The organism is Nocardia sp. X0981 (assembly GCF_977089955.1).
This window is the reverse complement of the sequence record NZ_OZ372435.1, coordinates 607,855-625,409: the sequence shown is the minus strand read 5'-3', so window position 1 is coordinate 625,409 and position 17,555 is coordinate 607,855. Positions and strand designations below refer to the sequence as shown.

Here is a 17,555-nt window from a genome sequence, read left to right as displayed (position 1 = left end):
GGGGTCAGCTTGGCAGGCCGGGGGGTGAGCCGGTCGCCGGGTGGTCGCGCAAGTAAGCTCGGGCGGTGGTCAGCGCAGCGAACAGTCAGGGCCCGGACCCGCATCGCGCTCCGGACACCCAGTACGAGGACCTGCTCCGGCGGGTACTGCACACGGGCACCGCCAAGGCGGACCGTACCGGCACCGGTACCCGCAGTGTGTTCGGTCATCAGTTGCGCTACGACCTGGCGAGCGGATTCCCGCTGATCACCACCAAGAAGGTGCATCTCAAATCGATCGTGTACGAGCTGCTGTGGTTTCTGCGCGGAGATTCCAACGTGCGGTGGTTGCAGGAGCGCGGAGTCGGTATCTGGGACGAATGGGCCGGTAGCGACGGGGAGCTGGGGCCGGTGTACGGCGTGCAGTGGCGCTCCTGGCCGACCCCCGACGGCCGCCATATCGACCAGATCGCGCAGGTGCTGCACACCCTGCGTACCGACCCCGATTCCCGGCGCATGCTGGTCTCCGCCTGGAATGTGGCCGATCTGGACCGGATGGCACTGGCTCCCTGCCATGCGCTGTTCCAGTTCTACGTGGCCGACGGCAGGCTTTCCTGCCAGCTGTACCAGCGCAGCGCCGATCTGTTCCTCGGGGTGCCGTTCAATATCGCGAGCTATGCCCTGCTGACCGCGATGGTGGCCCAGCAGACCGGACTCATCCCGGGCGAGTTCATCTGGACCGGCGGTGACTGTCATATCTACGACAATCACCGGGAGCAGGTCGCGGAACAGCTGACCCGGACCCCTTATCCCTTCCCGATGCTCGAACTCGCGCCGGCGGCCTCCCTGTTCGACTACCGGTACGAGGACGTGCGGATCCTGGACTATCGGCATCATCCCGCGATCAAGGCGCCGGTGGCGGTATGACCGCGGACCCCACGCGCGTCATCGGCATGATCTGGGCGCAGACACCCGACGGTGTGATCGGTGTGGACAACACCATCCCGTGGCGGGTGCCGGAGGATATGGCCCGTTTCAAGGCCACCACATCCGGTCATCCGGTGGTCATGGGCCGGCGCACCTGGGATTCGCTGCCCGCGCGGTTCCGCCCGCTGCCGGGCCGGCGCAATATCGTCGTGACCCGCCGGTCCGCCTGGTCGGCCGAGGGGGCCGAAACCGCCGCATCGGTGGCGGCCGCGCTCGAATCGGCCGCCCCCGCCACCACCTGGGTGATCGGTGGCGGCGAGATCTACCGGCATGCGCTGCCGTACGCGACCGAACTGCTGATCACCGAGGTGGACACCGAGGTGGCCGGGGATGCCTACGCGCCCGAACTCGGGCCGGAATGGCAGTCCACCGACCCGCGCACATGGCTGGAATCCTCGAGCGGCCTGCGCTATCGGATCCGGCGTTTCACCCGGCGCTGAGGGCCGCGGCCACGGTGTCATCGCACCGCCCGTGGGCGGGGAGTACCTCATCGGCGGCGGGAAACGCCGGAACCCGGGCGCCGGGTCGGGCATACTCGGCGGTACGACCCCGCGATCACCAGCCCGGTCGCGGGTATGCGGAGGCGAAAGGCGGTCCATGGACAAGAAATCGCTGACAGCGGTGGCCCGGCAGCAGCTCAAACTGGCCGCGACCGTCACCAGTGGCCGTAGCTCCCAGACCGTCTACGGAGGTCACGTCAATTCTCTGCGGCAGACCGTGGTGGCGCTGTGTGCGGGTAGGAGCCTGGCCGAACACGAGAACAACGGAGAAGCGACGCTGCTGGTACTCACCGGCACCCTCACCCTGAACAGCGGTGACAAGGAGTGGAAGGGGTCGGCCGGGGATCTGCTGGTGGTGCCGAAGGCGCGGCACAGTGTGCACGCGATCGACGATGTGGCCTTCCTGCTGACCGTGGCCATGTGAGCCCGGGTTTCCGCCGGGATGAGCGGGTGGTTCGGCGGTAAGGTGAGCACGTATGGGGCAGTCGCAGCCGATTCTCGAACCACTCACACCGGCCGCGCATTTCCTCGTGGCCACCGTCGAACCCGGCGGCGAGGCGGCGGCGCGGGATCTGCTCGCCGAACTGCCGGGTTTGCGGCGCGCCATCGGGTTCCGGCTGCCGGGTGCCGGGCTGGGCTGTATCACCGGTATCGGGTCGGCCGCCTGGGACCGGCTGTTCAGCGGTCCGCGTCCGGCCGAACTGCACGAGTTCCCCGGGTACGCCGGGCCGCTGCACCACGCCCCGGCCACGCCGGGAGATCTCCTCTTCCACATCCGCGCCCAGGTGCACGACGCCTGCTTCGAATTGGCCATGGCGATCGGCGACCGGCTGGCCGGGGTGGGCACGATCGTCGACGAGACGGTCGGCTTCCGCTATTTCGAACAGCGTGATCTGCTCGGGTTCGTCGACGGCACCGAGAACCCCGAGGGGGCCCTCGCCGATTCCCCGGCCGGCCGGGCAGCACTGATCGGCGCCGGGGATCCGGAGTTCACCGGCGGCAGTTATGTGATCGTGCAGAAGTATCTCCACGATCTGACGGCGTGGCGTGCGCTGCCGGTGCAGGAACAGGAGCGGGTGATCGGCCGGACCAAACTCGAGGATTTCGAACTCGACGAGGACGTGAAACCGGCGGATTCGCATATCGCGGTGAACCAGGTGATCGAACCCGACGGCACCGAACGCCAGATACTGCGCGCGAACATGCCGTTCGGCAGTATTCGTGCGGGCGAGTTCGGCACCTACTTCGTGGGCTATTCCGCCACACCCCGGACCACCGAGATCATGCTGGAGCGGATGTTCCTCGGCACCGACGAGGCCACCCACGACCGGATCCTGGACTTTTCCACAGCGGTCACCGGCACCCTGTTCTTCGTCCCACCCCAGGATTTCTTCGACGATCTGCCCGCAGCCCCGGAGGCAGCCGTACCGGCGGAGCCGGTCGCGATCCCCGCGGCGGACCCGGGTCCGCCGCCGATCGCGGACGGCTCTCTCGGTATCGGCACGTTGAAAAGGAGCAGCACCGTATGAACAACCTCCATCGCGAACTGGCGCCGATCACGGGCGCGGCCTGGTCGGTTATCGAAGAGGAGGCCGCGCGCACCTTCAAACGGCACAGCGCCGGCCGTCGTGTGGTGGATCTGTCCGGTCCGCACGGTACGGATTACTCCGCCCGGGGGCTGGGCCACACCACGCCCATCGCCGCTCCGCACGAGGGGGTTCAGGCCCGGCAGCGGGTGGTCGCGCCGCTGGTCGAGTTGCGGGTCCCGTTCACTCTCTCCCGGGCGGAGCTCGACAATGTGGAGCGCGGTGCCCGGGACACCGATCTGGACCCGGTCAAGGACGCCGCCCGCAGTATCGCCTTCGCCGAGGACCGCGCGATCTTCGAGGGCTACGCCGCGGCCGGGATCACCGGTATCCGGGCGGCCACGTCCAACCCGGCGGTCGGTTTGCCCGAGGATGTGTTCAAGGTGCCCGAGGTGATCGCCCTGGCCGTCAGCCGGTTGCGGCTGGCCGGTGTCGACGGGCCCTATTCGGTGCTGCTCAGCGCCGACCTGTACACCAAGGTCAGCGAGACCTCGAACCACGGGCATCCGCTGCGCACCCATCTCGAACGCCTGGTGCCCGACGGCGAGATCATCTGGGCACCCGCGATCGACGGTGCGTTCGTCCTCACCACCCGGGGCGGCGATTTCGATCTCACCCTCGGCCAGGATCTGTCCATCGGGTATCTGGAGCACGATGCCGAAACCGTTCGGTTGTACTTCCAGCAGAGCATGACCTTCCACGTCTACTCCGCCGAGGCCGCGGTAGCACTGCGCTGAGCGGGTATCGCGTCATCCGGCTCCGCGTTCCCGCTCCGGTACGGTGTGGCCGACAACACCGTCGCGGGTGAACGGAGTCGGTATGCGCATGGTGCACGCGGGTGTGGTGCCCACCGAGCGGGTGGTGGGCTACAGCCTCACCGGGGTCGCGATCGTCGCGGCCGTGACGGTCCCGGTGGTGCTGGTGTTCGGGCCCGGCCGGGTGGTCACCGGTATCGTGCTCGGCGCCGTGCTCGCGGTAGCGGCCCTGATCGCGTTGTTCACCCGGGATACCGTGGTACTCACCGAGCACGCCATTCACCGGCGTACGCCGTGGTCGGTGACCAGTATCGACTGGGATCGGGTGGTGGCAGGCCGGTTCGGCCTGGACGAGCGCGCGCGGTGGTCGCTCGCGCTGGACCTGACCGCTGGTGCGGAATCGCACAGCGAACTGGTTCTGCTGTCCATTCCGCCGGTGCGCGGCCCCGTCTCGGGGGCCTATGACCTGCGTAAGCGCGAACAGATCAATGAGATCCGGAATATTTTGCGGCGCAAACGAATTCCCGTTATGGTACTGCCTGATATCGCGGGAGCTCTCGAGGAGCACTGGCAGATCGCGCCGCCTACCCGCTGACCGCCGGAGACGCCCGGAACCACGCCGGGAAACGGCACCCACCCGGCCACCGGTCCCGATTGCTGCGACCATGGACAGCCGAGGCGCCGTACGGCAGAGGAGAGGAATGGTTCACTATCTCCGGGCGATCGCGGGAGTGATCGCGCTCGTCACCGCGTTGTGCGCCGGGCGTCCGGCCACCGCGCAGGCGGACGAGGCGTGGTATCCGGGTCTGCTGCTCTCGGCCGAACCCCTCGGCCGGGACTGGGGCGGGCTCGACGGTATGCGCCGGATCGGCTACGTCACCACGGGGCCGGGCGGGATGCTCGTACCCGCCGAGGCCCTCGTACGGATACCCACCGGCCCGGCCCCGGAAGGCGGGCGGCGAGTGGTCGCCTGGGGGCACGGAACCTCCGGCCTGGCGCAGAGCTGTGGGCTCACCGGCTCGAAAAAACTGGAGAAGGATACGGCGCCGAGCGTCGGCCGGCTCAACGACGCGGGGTACGCGGTCGTGGCGCCGGACTATATCGGCCTGAGCCCGCGGTCCCCCGGACCGCATCCGTATCTGCAAACCGGTACCGAGGCCACCGCCACCATCGACGCTGTGCGCGCTGCCCGGTCCGCTTTCCCCGAACTGTCCGCCAGCTGGGCGGCCGCCGGATTCTCGCAGGGCGGCCATGCCGCGCTGGGCACCGGCCGGTACGCCCCGGTGTATGCGCCCGAACTCGACTACCGCGGTACCGCGGCCCTGGCCCCGGCCAGCAACCTGGAAAGCTTCTTCCTGCGCTCACGGCCCGACCAGCCCGATATGCCGGGTTTCCCGTGGCGGGCCGTGGCCATGGTGCTGTCCGGTATGAGCGGGGCCCGAGTGAATGTCGATGTCGATGCCTACCTCACCCCGGACGGTCAGCGTTTCGTCGAGCAGCTGAGTACCGAGTGCAGTACCCGGACCGGCGCGATGCTGGACAAAGTGGAAATCGGGCAGCTGCTGTCACGGCCGCTGGACGATCCGGAGTTCGCCCAGATCCTGCAGGAGTACACGGGGGTGCCGGTCAGCGGTTACCAGGACCCGATCCTGCTCGTCCACGGTTTCTACGACACCGTGGTCCCGCTACCGCTGACCCTCGCCCTCATCGGCCAATTCCTCCAGAACGGCACCCAGCACTACACCGAGCTGTTCCACGCCGGCCACGGAGATATCGGCGAACGGGGCGGCCTGGACCGCATCCTGACCTTTCTCGAGGAAGTGCTGCCGCCCCGCTGACCGGTCTCAGACGTAGGCCCGCTCGATGATCGCCATGGTGTCCGCACCCACGGGTAGGGTGCCGAACGCGGCCCCCCAGTCCTCACCGAGCCGCGAGGCGCAGAACGCGTCCGCGACGGCCCGATGCCCGTACCGCACCAGCAGGGAGCCCTGCAGGACGAGGGCCATCAACTCGACCACTCGCCGGGCCCGGTATTCGATATCGCTACGGTCGGCCAGCTCCTTGCCGACCCGGTCGATCGCGTGGTCCAGATGCGGGTTCTCGCCCCGCGCCCGGGAGACCTCGGCGAAGTACGCCTCCACGGTCTCCGGCTGGGTGCCCATGGCGCGCAGTGCGTCGAGGGCGGCGACATTGCCCGACCCCTCCCAGATCGACATGAGCGGAGCCTCCCGGTACAGCCGCGGCATCCCGGATTCCTCCACATAACCGTTGCCGCCCAGGCATTCCAGCGCTTCGGCCGCATGACCGGCCGCGCGTTTGCACACCCAGTACTTGCTCACCGCCAGGGCGATCCGGCGCAGCGCGGCCTCGGCCGGATCACTCGCGGCGCGATCGGTGGCCCCGGCCAGTCGCAGCATGACGGTGGTCGCGGCCTCGGATTCGAGCACCAGGTCCGCGAGCACATTGCGCATGGCCGGCTGGTCGACGAGCGCCGCGCCGAAGGCGCTCCGGTACCGCGCGTGATGCACCGCGCGTACCGTCGCCAGGCGCATCCCGACAGCGGACCCGATCACACAGTCCAGGCGGGTCATGTTCACCATCTCGATGATGGTTTTCACGCCGGCGCCCTCCGCGCCCACCAGCCAGCCGGTGGCGTCTTCGTATTCGATCTCGGCCGACGCGTTCGATTTGTTGCCCAGTTTGTCCTTGAGCCGCTGCAACCGGATCGGATTCCGGGAACCGTCCGGCAGCACCCGCGGCAGCAGGAAACACGACAGTCCGCCCGGCGCCTGCGCCAGGGTGAGGAACATATCCGACATCGGCGCCGAGGTGAACCATTTGTGACCGACGATCCGGTACGAACCGTCCGGCCGCGGGGTGGCGGATGTGGTGTTGGCCCGCACATCGGAACCGCCCTGCTTCTCGGTCATCGACATACCCGCGATCAGACCCGCCTTCGTGGACGGTTCCCGCAGCCCGAAATCGTAGGTGCGGGCGGTGAGCAGCGGTTCGTAGCGTGCCGCCAGTTCCGGGTTGTGCCGCAGTGCGGGAATCACCGCGTAGGTCATGGAGACAGGGCACATATGGCCGGCGTCGGCGGCGCCCCAGACATAGAATTTCGCGGCCCGCGCCGCATGCGCGCCGGGCCGGTCGTCCGCCCAGGGCGCACCGTGCAGACCGTGTTCGACCGCGAGCGCCATGAGGTCGTGCCAGTGCGGATGGAACTCCACCTCGTCGATACGGTTGCCGTAGCGATCGTGGGTGCGCAGGACCGGCGGGTACTCGTTGGCCAACCGGCCCCATTCCTGTACCCGCTCGCTACCGGCTAGGGCTCCGAGTTCGCGCACCTCCGCTTCGGCCCAGCCGGCTCCCTCCCGCACCAGACCCGACAGCAACGCCGGGTCCCGGGAGACGTCGAACGGCGTGATCGGCGGTACCTGATTGCGAACCTCGTGCGTGGGCATCCCTCGATTATGGGCCCACGTCACAGACCTCGGTAGTGGGATTGCGACCGGTCGGTTCCGGAGTGGACCCCACGGTCTGCGGTCGCTCACCGGCGGGTGGTGGTTAACCTGGTCGGATGCGCCGGCTGAGCGTTGTCGACGGAATCTTCCTGCGGACCCACCGGGGTATGGGTACGCCCATCGCGCTCCAGGGCCTGTGGCGCACGGCTGCCGCAGTGGATCGCGGGAGCCTGGACCGGTTGCACGCCTCTCTGCGTACGGGTCCCCTGGGCCGCAGGGTGGTGCGTTCCCGGATTCCGGGAGCACGGGACCGCTGGCAGATCAACGACCGGGCCCATCCGGTCGATATCGCCGCGGCGGAGGTGTCGCCGGAGGAGATTCCGGCATGGGCCGGCCGGTGCGGCGCGGATCTGGATCCGCTGCGGGGGCCCGGTTGGCGCCTTTCGGCCGCTCCGCTCACCGACGGCGGCACGATCATCGCGTTGACCTGTTCCCATGTCCTCGCCGACGCGCGAGGGCTGATCATCGCCGCCGAACAGGCGATGCGGTCGCCGGGTACCGGTTCGTACCCGGCGACCGCATCGGAGCCGTACCGCGACGATCCGCCGCCACCGCTGTCCCGGCGTGCACCGGATTCCGATTGGGCGGATGCCGCGCATACCTGGGCGACGGTCCTGGGCGGCACCGCCCGCGCCGCGCGCCGCCGGGCAGGGCGCGCGAGCGCGAAGACGAGCCGCGTCGCCCGAGCCGGTTCCGGATTCCGCCCCCACGCCGCCGCGGACACGCCGGAGGCGGAACTACCGGTCCCCGGGGTGATCCTGCGCTGTCCCGCCGCGGACTGGGAGCGGGTCGCCAGCGGATGCGGGGGCACAGCGAACAGCTTGTTCATCTGGTTCGTGGCGAACGCCCTGTGGACCGCGGGTTTTCCCGAGCACCGGATCGCGGCGAGCCTGCCCGTGGACACCCGTGCCGAACCACGGGTCGACAATGACCTCGCCATGACCGAGATCGCGATCTCCCCCGCGGACGGCCCGGCCGCTGTCCGCGCGAAGAGCCGGGCCGCCTACGAACGCCGGATGTCGAGCCCCGCAGGCCTGCCGGAGGAATTCCTGCACCTCGTCCCGGACCGCCTGGCGTACCGCCTGTCCCGGGGGGCAGGGGAGCGCGACATCCTCTGTTCCAATATCGGTGTGATACCGCCGGTGCTGCATACGTTCGGCCCCTACGACTGCACCGGTACAGCCACCCGGGCCATTCATCCGGGACTCACCTACGCCGGACGCCCCCGCACCCGGATGTCGGGCTATCTGTGCCGCTTCCGGGACGATTACATCCTGACGCTGATGAGCCTCGCCCCGGAACACGTGGCGGGCCCCGCGGAGCTCCACCGGATCGCGGCGCACACCGCGCAACGAGTGGGATTGCCGCTCGTTCCGTGGTAGGCCGCGACCCCGGCGCGGATACGGCGCTCACCGCATCGAGCGCCGGTGCCGCGGCCGGTTCAGCGGTTGGCGCGGTACCAGCGGATCAGGCCGTCGGTGGACGAATCCCCCTGCGGTGCCGGGTCCTCCGGTGCGGTGAGCAGCGGCGCCAGGGCCAGCGCCTGCTGTTTACCGAGTTCCACACCCCACTGATCGAAACTGTCGATACCCCAGATCACCCCCGCCACGAACACTTGATGCTCGTACAGCGCGATCAACTGCCCAAGTACCGAGGGCGTCAGCTGCGGCGCGAGGATCGTGGTGCTCGGCCGGTTGCCCGGCATCACCTTGTGCGGTACCAGCTCCGGCGGCGTACCCTCCGCGGTGATCTCCTCGGCGGTTTTCCCGAACGCCAGCACCTTGGTCTGCGCGAACAGGTTGCTCATCAGAATGTCGTGCATACTGCCGGTGCCGTCGCGGGTGGGCAGATCATCGGTCGGGCGTGCGAATCCGATGAAATCGGCCGGGATCAGCCGGGTGCCCTGATGCAGCAGCTGATAGAAGGCGTGCTGACCGTTCGTACCCGGCTCACCCCAGAAGATCTCGCCGGTGGCCGTGGTGACGGGGGTGCCGTCGGCGCGTACCGACTTACCGTTCGATTCCATCGTGAGCTGCTGGAGGTAGGCCGGAAACCGGGCCATATCGTTGGAATACGGCAGCACCACCCGGGATTGGGCACCGAAGAAATTCGTGTACCACACGCCGAGCAGCGCCAGCAGCACGGGCGCGTTCGCCGCGAGCGGCGCGGTCGCGAAATGCTGGTCCATGGCGCGCATTCCGGCGAGGAATTCGGTGAATCGCGCCGGTCCGATCGTGACCATCACCGACAACCCGATAGCCGAATCCACCGAGTACCGTCCGCCGACCCAGTCCCAGAAGCCGAACATGTTCGCCGTATCGATGCCGAATTCGGCCACTCGACCGGCATGGGTGGACACCGCGACGAAATGCTTCGCCACCGCGTCGGAGCCGAGGGCGTCCACGAGCCAGCGGCGAGCAGCGGTCGCGTTGGTCAGGGTCTCGAGGGTGGAGAAGGTTTTGGAGGCGACGATGAACAGGGTGGTCGCCGGGTCGAGCCCGGCCAGTTTCGCCACCAGGTCGGCGGGGTCGACATTGGAGACGAACCGGGCATCTATTCCGGCATCCGCGTAGTGCCGTAGTGCCTGGTGCACCATCACGGGCCCGAGATCCGAACCGCCGATACCGATGTTCACCACCGTGCGGATCCGTTCTCCGGTCGCGCCGCGCCACCGGCCCGAACGTACCGCGTCGGCGAAAACACCCATCCGGTCGAGTACTTCGTGAACCGCGGCGCCGGCGTCTTCACCGTCGATGGTCAGCGATACATCGGCGGGCAGCCGCAGTGCGGTATGCCCGACGGCACGGTCCTCGGAGGTGTTGATGTGCTCGCCCCGCAGCATCCGGTCACGCTGGGCCGGTACCCCGGCCTCCTCCGCAAGCCCCACCAGGAGCCGCAGCGTCTCCCGGTTCACCCGGTGTTTGCTGTAGTCGATCAGCAGATCGCCCGCGGTGAGGGTCAGCTCGTGGCCACGCGCCGGATCCTCGGCGAACAGCTCCCGTAAGTGTAGGGCGGCTATCGCGTCGTGATGCTCCTGCAATTTCCGCCATGCCGCCGATGCGGTGATGTCGACGCTCACACCAGCCGAGCGTACAAGCCGACGGAGCCGAACGCAGGTGAACCCCGGGCGCGCCCCCGGATTCGACCCCCGAGCGGGCTGTCGCCGCGGCCGGGGTCCGCGGCGACGGAGTGAGGGGTGCAGCGACCGAGACAGGAGTGAGGACCCGAGGGCCTCGATTCCGCGTCGCCGGAGGTGATGTCGGGGACACGGTCCTACGCTGAGTTCATGGCCTCAGAAACCGAAGTACTCGATTCCGTACCGAAGCAGCTGTGGATCGGTGGTCCCGTCGATGCCACCGGTGGCGCGACGTTCGCCGTGCACAATCCGGCCACCGGAGACGTGATCGCCGAGGTCGCCGACGCCACCCCCGAGGACGCGGTACGCGCGCTGGATGCCGCGGTCGCGGTCCAGGCAAAGTGGGCGGCCACCCCGGCGCGTGAGCGGGGTGAGATCCTGCGGTCGGTATTCGAACGGATCACCGCCCGGGCCGAGGACTTCGCGTTGCTGATGACCCTGGAGATGGGTAAAGCCCTGCCGGAGAGCCGTAACGAGGTGCGCTACGGCGCCGAATTCTTCCGCTGGTTCAGCGAGGAGGCAGCCCGGATCAGCGGCCGCTATCTGCACGCCCCGTCCGGTACCGGACGGATCCTGGTACACAAGCAGCCGGTCGGGCCGTGCCTGGCCATCACCCCGTGGAATTTCCCGCTCGCCATGGGGACCCGCAAGATCGGCCCCGCGCTCGCCGCCGGATGCACCATGATCGTCAAACCGGCCTCGGCCACTCCGCTCACCATGCTGCTGCTGGCCAAGCTCTGCGCCGAAGCCGGACTACCCGCGGGAGTGCTCTCGGTGATCACCTCCCGCCGATCCGGCGCGGTGACCCAACCACTGCTGGACGATCCGCGTCTGCGCAAACTCACCTTCACCGGATCCACCGAGGTCGGCCGGTCGCTGGTGGAGAAGTCCGCGCACGGGCTGCTGCGGACCTCGATGGAACTCGGCGGGAACGCCCCCTTCGTGGTGTTCGACGATGCCGATATCGACGCCGCCGTACAGGGCGCCATGCTGGCGAAACTGCGTAACGGCGGGGAGGCGTGCACCGCCGCCAACCGCTTCCACGTGCAGCGTGGTGTGCTGGCGGAGTTCACCGACAAATTCGTCGGGGCGATGCAGGATCAGGTCCGGATGGGGCCCGGTACCGAACCGGAGACCACCCTCGGTCCGCTCGTCAGCGAGGAACAGCTCACCACGGTGTCCGGCCTGGTCGACGACGCGGTGACCGCTGGTGCGACGGTCCGGCTGGGCGGTAAGGCCCCCGGCGGTCCCGGATGGTTCTATCCGGCCACCGTGCTGACCGATATCCCCGCCGGCGCGCGCATCCTGCGGGAGGAGGTCTTCGGGCCGGTTGCCCCGATCGTCGCCTTCGATACCGAGGAAGAAGGCCTGGCGGCGGCCAACGATACCGAATACGGCCTGGTCAGCTATGTCTACACCCGGGACCTCGACCGAGCGCTGCGGGTCGCGGAAGGCCTGGAGAGCGGCATGGTGGGTGTGAACCGTGGTGTGATCTCGGATCCGGCGGCTCCCTTCGGCGGTGTCAAAGCGTCCGGTTTCGGCCGGGAGGGCGGTACCGAGGGCATCGAGGAGTATCTGTCGACCAAGTACATCGCCATGACATGAGCGCCGAACGTACGAACCGCCCCGGGGCGTCCTCACCCGGGGCGGTTCGTGGAAGCGCGACGGTCTGCGGGCCGCCGCGTATGGTCCGAACGGCCTAACGGCCCAGCCGGCCGCGCCCGAGGCGCAGCAGCAGCATCGCCAGCGTATGGCCTTCCTGGCCCAGTTCGCTGAAGCGTTCCAGTACTTTCATTTCCCGGCTGTGCACCAGCCGGGTGCCTCCGGATGCCATCCGGGTACGCCCGATGACCCGCGAAATCTCGGTGCGGCGCTTGATCGCCGTCAAGATTTCCGCGTCGAGCTGGTCGATCTCCTTACGAAGCTTTTCGATCTCGGCTTCGGTCCGAGGGAGCTCCGAGTCCGAGCCGGTCGTCGAATCCGGCCCGGTCGCGCCGGTCGTCGAATCCGACCCGGTCGCCGTGGCGGGTGTGCTCATCTGTTCATCTCCTCGTGTCAGAACCTGGATCGGCATCGCGGCGCTTCGTGTTACCGGTCCAGAGCTCCTTCACCGTGAAAAAAGACCCGGCGGGCCTGGTCTTGCCGTTACCCCATACCTGCCCCGACGGGGGCTCAGGTGCCCGGGCTGCGATCCCGCTGTGCACACAGCCGGAGCGGTTGTCTCGCTGAAGGGCAAACCATATTGTCAGTCTGCCATGATTGGCAGGGTATGCAAAACGGTCGGTAACGTTATCGGCGCCGGGAGTCCGCATCTTCCCGGCCCGCCGTGCCACCCGCTCCCTGCGGTGACACCCGGCCCGGGGCGAGCACGGAGGCGAAAAGCCTCGATTCCGCACCCGCCGGCAGCCGATTCGGCCGACTGTTCGATCGTGTCGGGTCGCGGCGGTAGCGTGAACACACGATGGACACCACCGACGCAGCACTTCGTCCGGATTCGCACTCCTCCCGGGCTCGGCTCCCCGGCGCCACCGAGCGTGGCCCGGACGCGGCACCGGAGAGCCCCGCGTTGCCCGGTACGGAAAGGACGCAGCGACGTGCGGCCGCGCCCGGTGCCCCGAGTGGCGGCTCCGGCGCGCAGGGCGGGCTGGCCGCCCTGCAGCAGAGAGTCCGGGCCGAGCAGGCGCAGCAACGCACCGAGGCCGCGCAACGCCGGTCCGCGGAAGCCGCGGAACTACTCGAGGGCCTCAACCCGCAGCAACGCGCGGCCGTACTGCACACCGGGTCGCCGCTGCTGATCGTGGCCGGTGCGGGGTCGGGTAAGACGGCGGTGCTCACCCGCCGGATCGCCTACCTGCTGGCCGCGCGCGACGTCACCCCCGGTCAGATCCTCGCGATCACCTTCACCAACAAGGCCGCGGCCGAGATGCGGGAGCGGGTCGTCGAACTGGTGGGGCAGCGCGCCGCCGCCATGTGGGTTTCCACCTTCCATTCCAGCTGTGTGCGCATCCTGCGCAGCCAGTCGGCGTTGCTGCCCGGCCTCAACTCGAACTTCTCCATCTACGATGCCGATGATTCCCGGCGGCTGCTCACCATGATCGGCCGGGATCTGGAACTCGATCCGAAGAAGTACGCCCCGCGGATGCTCGCCACCGCCATCTCGAATCTGAAGAACGAGCTCATCGGCCCGGAGCGGGCGAGCGCGGACGCCGAGTTCGACGACGCCGGCCTGCCGCGGATCGTGGCCCGGGTCTACGCCGAGTATCAGCGGCGGCTCCGGGCGGCCAACGCGCTGGATTTCGATGATCTCATCGGCGAAACCGTCGGACTGCTGCAGCGGCACCCGGAGGTCGCGGAGTACTACCGGCGCCGCTTCCGTCACGTTCTCGTGGACGAGTACCAGGACACCAACCATGCCCAATACGTGCTGGTGCGGGAACTGGTCGGCCATCACGGTCCGGCGCCGGCCACGACCACCGATACCGAGCCCGGCGCCGCGCAGCCGCGGGTCGTACCGCCCGGCGAGCTCTGCGTGGTGGGGGATGCCGACCAGTCGATCTATGCCTTCCGGGGCGCCACCATCCGCAATATCGAGGAATTCGAGCGGGATTTCCCCGAGGCCGAAACCATCCTGCTGGAGCAGAACTACCGCTCCACCCAGAACATCCTGTCCGCGGCCAACGCGGTGATCGCGCGCAACAGCAACCGCCGCGAAAAACGGCTGTGGACCGATGCCGGCGAGGGCGAACTCATCACCGGCTACGTGGCCGACAACGAACACGACGAGGCGGCTTATGTCGCCCGGGAGATCGACCGGCTGGTGGACGCGGGGGAAGCCGCCTACTCCGATATCGCGGTGTTCTATCGCACGAACAACAATTCGCGGACGCTGGAGGAGATCTTCATCCGGATGGGCCTGCCGTACAAGGTGGTGGGCGGAGTCCGCTTCTACGAGCGTAAGGAAGTGCGCGATATCGTCGCCTACCTGCGCGTTCTGGAGAACCCGGACGATGCGGTGAGCCTGCGCCGCATCCTCAATACGCCGCGCCGGGGTATCGGCGACCGGGCCGAAGCCTGTGTCGCCGTGCATGCCGAACAACGCGGTATCGGTTTCGCCGAGGCACTACGGGACGCCGCCGCCGGTGAGGTCGCGCTGCTGAACACCCGGGCGCGCAACGCCATCGCGGGGTTCCTGGCGCTTCTGGAACAGATCCGGGCCGCCGGTGAGATGGACGAACTGGATTTCCCGGATGTGGGAGCCGTGGTGGAGGCGGTTCTGGATCGGACGGGCTATCGCGCGGAGCTGGAGTCCTCCGACGATCCGCAGGACGGGGCCCGGCTGGACAACCTCAACGAATTGGTCAGTGTGGCCCGCGAGTTCAGCTCCGAGGCCCGTAACGCGGTGGAGGCCGCCCGCGCCGAGGGGTTGATTCCCGAAACCGGCGAGGGTGAACCGGAGCCGGGTTCGCTGGCCGCGTTCCTGGAACGGGTATCGCTGGTCGCCGATACCGACCAGATCCCCGACGAGGGTGCGGGCATGGTCACCTTGATGACCCTGCACACGGCCAAGGGGCTGGAGTTCCCGGTCGTTTTCGTGACCGGCTGGGAGGACGGGCAGTTCCCGCATCTGCGTGCACTCGGTGATCCGGCCGAACTGGCCGAGGAGCGACGGCTGGCGTATGTGGGTATCACCCGGGCCCGGCGGCGACTGTATCTCACCCGCGCGGTGGTGCGCTCGGCGTGGGGTCAGCCGGTGTTCAACCCGGAATCCAGGTTCCTCCAGGAAGTTCCGGGGCATCTGATCGACTGGCAGCGGCTCGAGCCCAAGCGTTCGTCGGCTCCGGTGCAGTACGGCCGCCGCCGCGGCGGCGCGGAACCGGGCGAGGAGAATTGGGCCGGAGGTTGGCCGCAGTCGCGGGACACCCGCCCGGGCCGGCGTGGGGTCTCCCGTAACAATGTCGGCCTGGTGCTGGCGGTCGGCGATCGGGTCAGCGACGACAAATACGGCCTGGGCCGGGTGGTGGCCACGGACGGGGTCGGCGATATGGCCAGTGTGACCATCGACTTCGGTAGCAGCGGCACCATCCGGCTGATTCCGAAATTCAGTCAGACCCTGACCAGGCTCTAGCGGAGGGCCCCGGTCGGCGCGGTAGGTTCGGATCATGAAGTCTGTCGCGCAGCATCTCGTATGGTTCGTGCCGATGCTCTGGCTCGGTATGGTGCTGGCGATCTCGTTCCTCGAGGCGCCGCTGAAGTTCCGCGCCCCCGGGGTGACCACGAAACTCGGTCTCGGGATCGGCCGACTGATATTCCGCGCGCTGAACATCGTGGAATCGGTGCTCGCCGCCGTGCTGCTCGTGGCGGCGATCGTGCTCGGACCCGGGGTCGGGCCCTGGGTGTGGCTCGCGCTCGCGGTAGTGATTCTGGTGATCCAGGTCGCGGTGGTGCGTCCCCCGCTCTCGCGCCGTTCGGACCGGATACTCGCGGGTGAGGAACTACCGCGGTCCCACGCGCACTACTGGTATATCGGGCTGGAGGTCGTCAAGGTGGTGGCTCTGATCGGGCTGGCCATCACCGCCGCGGCCTGAGCGGGGGAACCGGGCACGGATAGTGGCGAGAAGGTATCCGGCGCCGGGGAACCGGCGCCGGATCGTCGTTCAGTCGCCGTTGCCGGTGAGACTGATACCGCGGGTGGCCAGCCAGGGCACCGGGTCGATCTTGTCGCTGCCGTTGAGCCAGACCTCGAAGTGCACATGCGGTCCGGTGGAGAATCCGCGGTTGCCCATGGTGGCGATCTGATCGCCCGCCAGGACGTATTCACCCACCGAGACCGTGGTGGTGTCGACATGTCCGTAGACGGTGACGGTGCCGTCGGCGTGGAGCAGCCGTACCCACATACCGAAACCGGCGGCCGGGCCGGCGTCGATCACTTCGCCGTCGGCCACCGCGTAGATCGGGGTACCGATCGGCGCGGCCACGTCGATACCGAGATGCTGTACGCCCCAGCGGGCGCCGAATCCGGAGGTGTAGGCGCCACTGGCGAATTTGGCGAACAGGGGCCGGTATTTGGCGGCCTCGGCCTCGGCCAGATCCTGGGCGAACTGGGCACCGTTGGCCAGCATCTCGCCGAAACGGCTGGTATCGAGCGGAGCGCCGGCACTCAGCATCTGGGGGGAATGGCTGTCGGCCACCGCGGCGGCCGGATCCTCGGTGGCCATCGACTGCGCGGCGATCTCGTGCACCGCCCCGGCGGCTTCGTAATCGGTGGCCTGCGGTTTGGCCTGTTCACCCGGGGCGGCGGTGGCGCACTGCCCGGCCGCGACCACGGCTCCGGCGGCGACTGCCACGACCGCGGCCCGGCCCTTGAGCGCGGAAGGAGGCGCGGCGACCCGGTGGGCACCCCGGGAGCGGGACTGCCGGGGCGGTTCCGCGGGCTCCTCGTCGGCGGCGGGAGTGTTTTCCAACGCCTCGGCGATGGTGGTGGGCCGGCCGGGGTCATGGTGTTCGTGCGGCGCTCGGCCGTCGTATTCGCCGCCGCTCGTTTCGGCGTCGGGCCAGGATTGCGCATCGGTCCAACTCTGGTGCGTATTCCAGTTCGGATCGCTGTGCCACGCGGGTTTGTCGTCCTGCCGCCAGGCTTCGTGGCCCTGCCAGTCCCCGCTGCCGGACCAGGAATCCTGTTGCGGCTGGTTCCAGCCCGGGGCGGTGGCGGCCTGCGGCTCGTCCCAGGATCGGGCGGGTGTGGCGGCCGGGGAATCGGCCCAGGTCTGGTTGGTGGACCAGAAATCGTCGGCGGCGGTGCGGTGGGCATCCGCGGCGGCGGAGGCCGCCGCCGTGTTGAGCGGGCGCCGGCGGGAGCGGCTGTCGGCGGGGGCGCCGAATGCGTTGAACGGCTGAACGCCCTCCACGGATCGCTGTTCGTCGCGGTGGCGTCTGCCGTACCGGGTGTCGAGGGTGCCGCGGTGGTTCATCGGCGGACCCGCATCGGGCCGGCGGCACCGCGGAACGAACCGGCGGTGGCGGGATGCGGCGCCTGGAAGGCTGCTGCCGAACGGCTCTGCGACTGCGGAGCGGGGTGCTGCGTCAAGCTGC

General features: G+C 68.7%; 15 protein-coding genes. 11 read left to right on the top strand and 4 right to left on the bottom strand.

Annotation, left to right across the window (positions count from 1 at the left end; all coding sequences use genetic code 11):
• Positions 1 to 65: 65 nt before the first annotated feature.
• The 7 genes from ACYR7D_RS02875 to ACYR7D_RS02845 all read left to right on the top strand — a co-directional run bounded on the left by ACYR7D_RS02875 (position 66) and on the right by ACYR7D_RS02845 (position 5,644).
• Positions 66 to 905: a thymidylate synthase gene (locus ACYR7D_RS02875; protein WP_459548079.1), complete on the top strand. Its 840-nt coding sequence runs from the start codon at positions 66 to 68 to the stop codon at positions 903 to 905.
• Complete coding sequence (locus tag ACYR7D_RS02870; RefSeq protein WP_459548078.1) at positions 902 to 1,405, top strand: dihydrofolate reductase; 504 nt, start codon at positions 902 to 904, stop codon at positions 1,403 to 1,405. Before ACYR7D_RS02875 ends, ACYR7D_RS02870 begins: the two co-directional genes overlap by 4 nt.
• Positions 1,406 to 1,562: 157 nt before the next feature.
• Positions 1,563 to 1,889: a cupin domain-containing protein gene (locus ACYR7D_RS02865; RefSeq protein WP_459548077.1), complete on the top strand. Its 327-nt coding sequence runs from the start codon at positions 1,563 to 1,565 to the stop codon at positions 1,887 to 1,889.
• Positions 1,890 to 1,941: 52 nt separating this feature from the next.
• The gene (locus ACYR7D_RS02860; protein ID WP_459548076.1) at positions 1,942 to 2,994 is read left to right on the top strand and encodes a Dyp-type peroxidase; all 1,053 of its coding nucleotides are present in this window, start codon (positions 1,942 to 1,944) and stop codon (positions 2,992 to 2,994) included.
• The gene (locus ACYR7D_RS02855) at positions 2,991 to 3,788 is read left to right on the top strand and encodes a family 1 encapsulin nanocompartment shell protein (RefSeq protein WP_459548075.1); all 798 of its coding nucleotides are present in this window, start codon (positions 2,991 to 2,993) and stop codon (positions 3,786 to 3,788) included. The genes ACYR7D_RS02860 and ACYR7D_RS02855 overlap by 4 nt, the downstream gene beginning before the upstream one ends.
• 82 nt (positions 3,789 to 3,870) lie before the next feature.
• Positions 3,871 to 4,401 carry a hypothetical protein gene (locus ACYR7D_RS02850; RefSeq protein ID WP_459548074.1) on the top strand — a complete coding sequence of 177 codons (531 nt, stop codon included), beginning with the start codon at positions 3,871 to 3,873 and terminating at the stop codon, positions 4,399 to 4,401.
• 106 nt (positions 4,402 to 4,507) lie between these two features.
• Positions 4,508 to 5,644, top strand: a complete 1,137-nt coding sequence (locus ACYR7D_RS02845; RefSeq protein WP_459548073.1) for a lipase family protein — start codon at positions 4,508 to 4,510, stop codon at positions 5,642 to 5,644.
• A gap of 6 nt (positions 5,645 to 5,650) precedes the next feature.
• Here ACYR7D_RS02845 and ACYR7D_RS02840 read toward each other — a convergent pair whose 3' ends face one another.
• Positions 5,651 to 7,270 carry an acyl-CoA dehydrogenase family protein gene (locus ACYR7D_RS02840; RefSeq protein ID WP_459548072.1) on the bottom strand — a complete coding sequence of 540 codons (1,620 nt, stop codon included), beginning with the start codon at positions 7,268 to 7,270 and terminating at the stop codon, positions 5,651 to 5,653.
• A gap of 116 nt (positions 7,271 to 7,386) precedes the next feature.
• Between ACYR7D_RS02840 and ACYR7D_RS02835 the strand changes: the two genes are divergently transcribed.
• Positions 7,387 to 8,712, top strand: coding sequence for a hypothetical protein (locus ACYR7D_RS02835; protein ID WP_459548071.1), 1,326 nt, complete (start codon positions 7,387 to 7,389; stop codon positions 8,710 to 8,712).
• A 59-nt stretch (positions 8,713 to 8,771) separates the two neighbouring features.
• On the opposite strand, the gene pgi is transcribed toward ACYR7D_RS02835, so the two are convergent.
• A complete protein-coding gene (gene pgi, locus ACYR7D_RS02830) occupies positions 8,772 to 10,409 on the bottom strand; it encodes a glucose-6-phosphate isomerase (RefSeq protein WP_459548070.1) in 1,638 nt (545 codons plus the stop codon).
• A gap of 207 nt (positions 10,410 to 10,616) precedes the next feature.
• On the opposite strand from pgi, the gene ACYR7D_RS02825 reads away from it, so the two are divergent.
• A complete protein-coding gene (locus ACYR7D_RS02825) occupies positions 10,617 to 12,071 on the top strand; it encodes an NAD-dependent succinate-semialdehyde dehydrogenase (protein WP_459548069.1) in 1,455 nt (484 codons plus the stop codon).
• A 94-nt stretch (positions 12,072 to 12,165) separates the two neighbouring features.
• Here the strand turns inward: ACYR7D_RS02825 and ACYR7D_RS02820 are convergent, their stop codons facing one another.
• Positions 12,166 to 12,504, bottom strand: a complete 339-nt coding sequence (locus ACYR7D_RS02820) for a chorismate mutase (RefSeq protein WP_459548068.1) — start codon at positions 12,502 to 12,504, stop codon at positions 12,166 to 12,168.
• A 423-nt stretch (positions 12,505 to 12,927) separates the two neighbouring features.
• Between ACYR7D_RS02820 and pcrA the strand changes: the two genes are divergently transcribed.
• A complete protein-coding gene (gene pcrA / locus ACYR7D_RS02815) occupies positions 12,928 to 15,591 on the top strand; it encodes a DNA helicase PcrA (RefSeq protein WP_459548067.1) in 2,664 nt (887 codons plus the stop codon).
• Between the two features lie 34 nt (positions 15,592 to 15,625).
• Complete coding sequence (locus ACYR7D_RS02810; RefSeq protein WP_459548066.1) at positions 15,626 to 16,051, top strand: hypothetical protein; 426 nt, start codon at positions 15,626 to 15,628, stop codon at positions 16,049 to 16,051.
• Between the two features lie 69 nt (positions 16,052 to 16,120).
• On the opposite strand, the gene ACYR7D_RS02805 is transcribed toward ACYR7D_RS02810, so the two are convergent.
• A complete protein-coding gene (locus tag ACYR7D_RS02805; RefSeq protein ID WP_459548065.1) occupies positions 16,121 to 17,434 on the bottom strand; it encodes a M23 family metallopeptidase in 1,314 nt (437 codons plus the stop codon).
• Positions 17,435 to 17,555: the final 121 nt, after the last annotated feature.

Bases quoted from the DNA above. Each gene is read 5' to 3' on its own strand.
- ACYR7D_RS02820 (WP_459548068.1), bottom strand. From the start codon at position 12,504: ATGAGCACACCCGCCACGGCGACCGGGTCGGATTCGACGACCGGCGCG.
- ACYR7D_RS02870 (WP_459548078.1), top strand. From the start codon at position 902: ATGACCGCGGACCCCACGCGCGTCATCGGCATGATCTGGGCGCAGACA.
- ACYR7D_RS02855 (WP_459548075.1), top strand. From the start codon at position 2,991: ATGAACAACCTCCATCGCGAACTGGCGCCGATCACGGGCGCGGCCTGG.
- ACYR7D_RS02865 (WP_459548077.1), top strand. From the start codon at position 1,563: ATGGACAAGAAATCGCTGACAGCGGTGGCCCGGCAGCAGCTCAAACTG.
- ACYR7D_RS02805 (WP_459548065.1), bottom strand. From the start codon at position 17,434: ATGAACCACCGCGGCACCCTCGACACCCGGTACGGCAGACGCCACCGC.
- pcrA (WP_459548067.1), top strand. From the start codon at position 12,928: ATGGACACCACCGACGCAGCACTTCGTCCGGATTCGCACTCCTCCCGG.
- ACYR7D_RS02850 (WP_459548074.1), top strand. From the start codon at position 3,871: ATGCGCATGGTGCACGCGGGTGTGGTGCCCACCGAGCGGGTGGTGGGC.
- ACYR7D_RS02810 (WP_459548066.1), top strand. From the start codon at position 15,626: ATGAAGTCTGTCGCGCAGCATCTCGTATGGTTCGTGCCGATGCTCTGG.
- ACYR7D_RS02825 (WP_459548069.1), top strand. From the start codon at position 10,617: ATGGCCTCAGAAACCGAAGTACTCGATTCCGTACCGAAGCAGCTGTGG.
- ACYR7D_RS02860 (WP_459548076.1), top strand. From the start codon at position 1,942: ATGGGGCAGTCGCAGCCGATTCTCGAACCACTCACACCGGCCGCGCAT.
- ACYR7D_RS02845 (WP_459548073.1), top strand. From the start codon at position 4,508: ATGGTTCACTATCTCCGGGCGATCGCGGGAGTGATCGCGCTCGTCACC.
- ACYR7D_RS02835 (WP_459548071.1), top strand. From the start codon at position 7,387: ATGCGCCGGCTGAGCGTTGTCGACGGAATCTTCCTGCGGACCCACCGG.
- ACYR7D_RS02840 (WP_459548072.1), bottom strand. From the start codon at position 7,270: ATGCCCACGCACGAGGTTCGCAATCAGGTACCGCCGATCACGCCGTTC.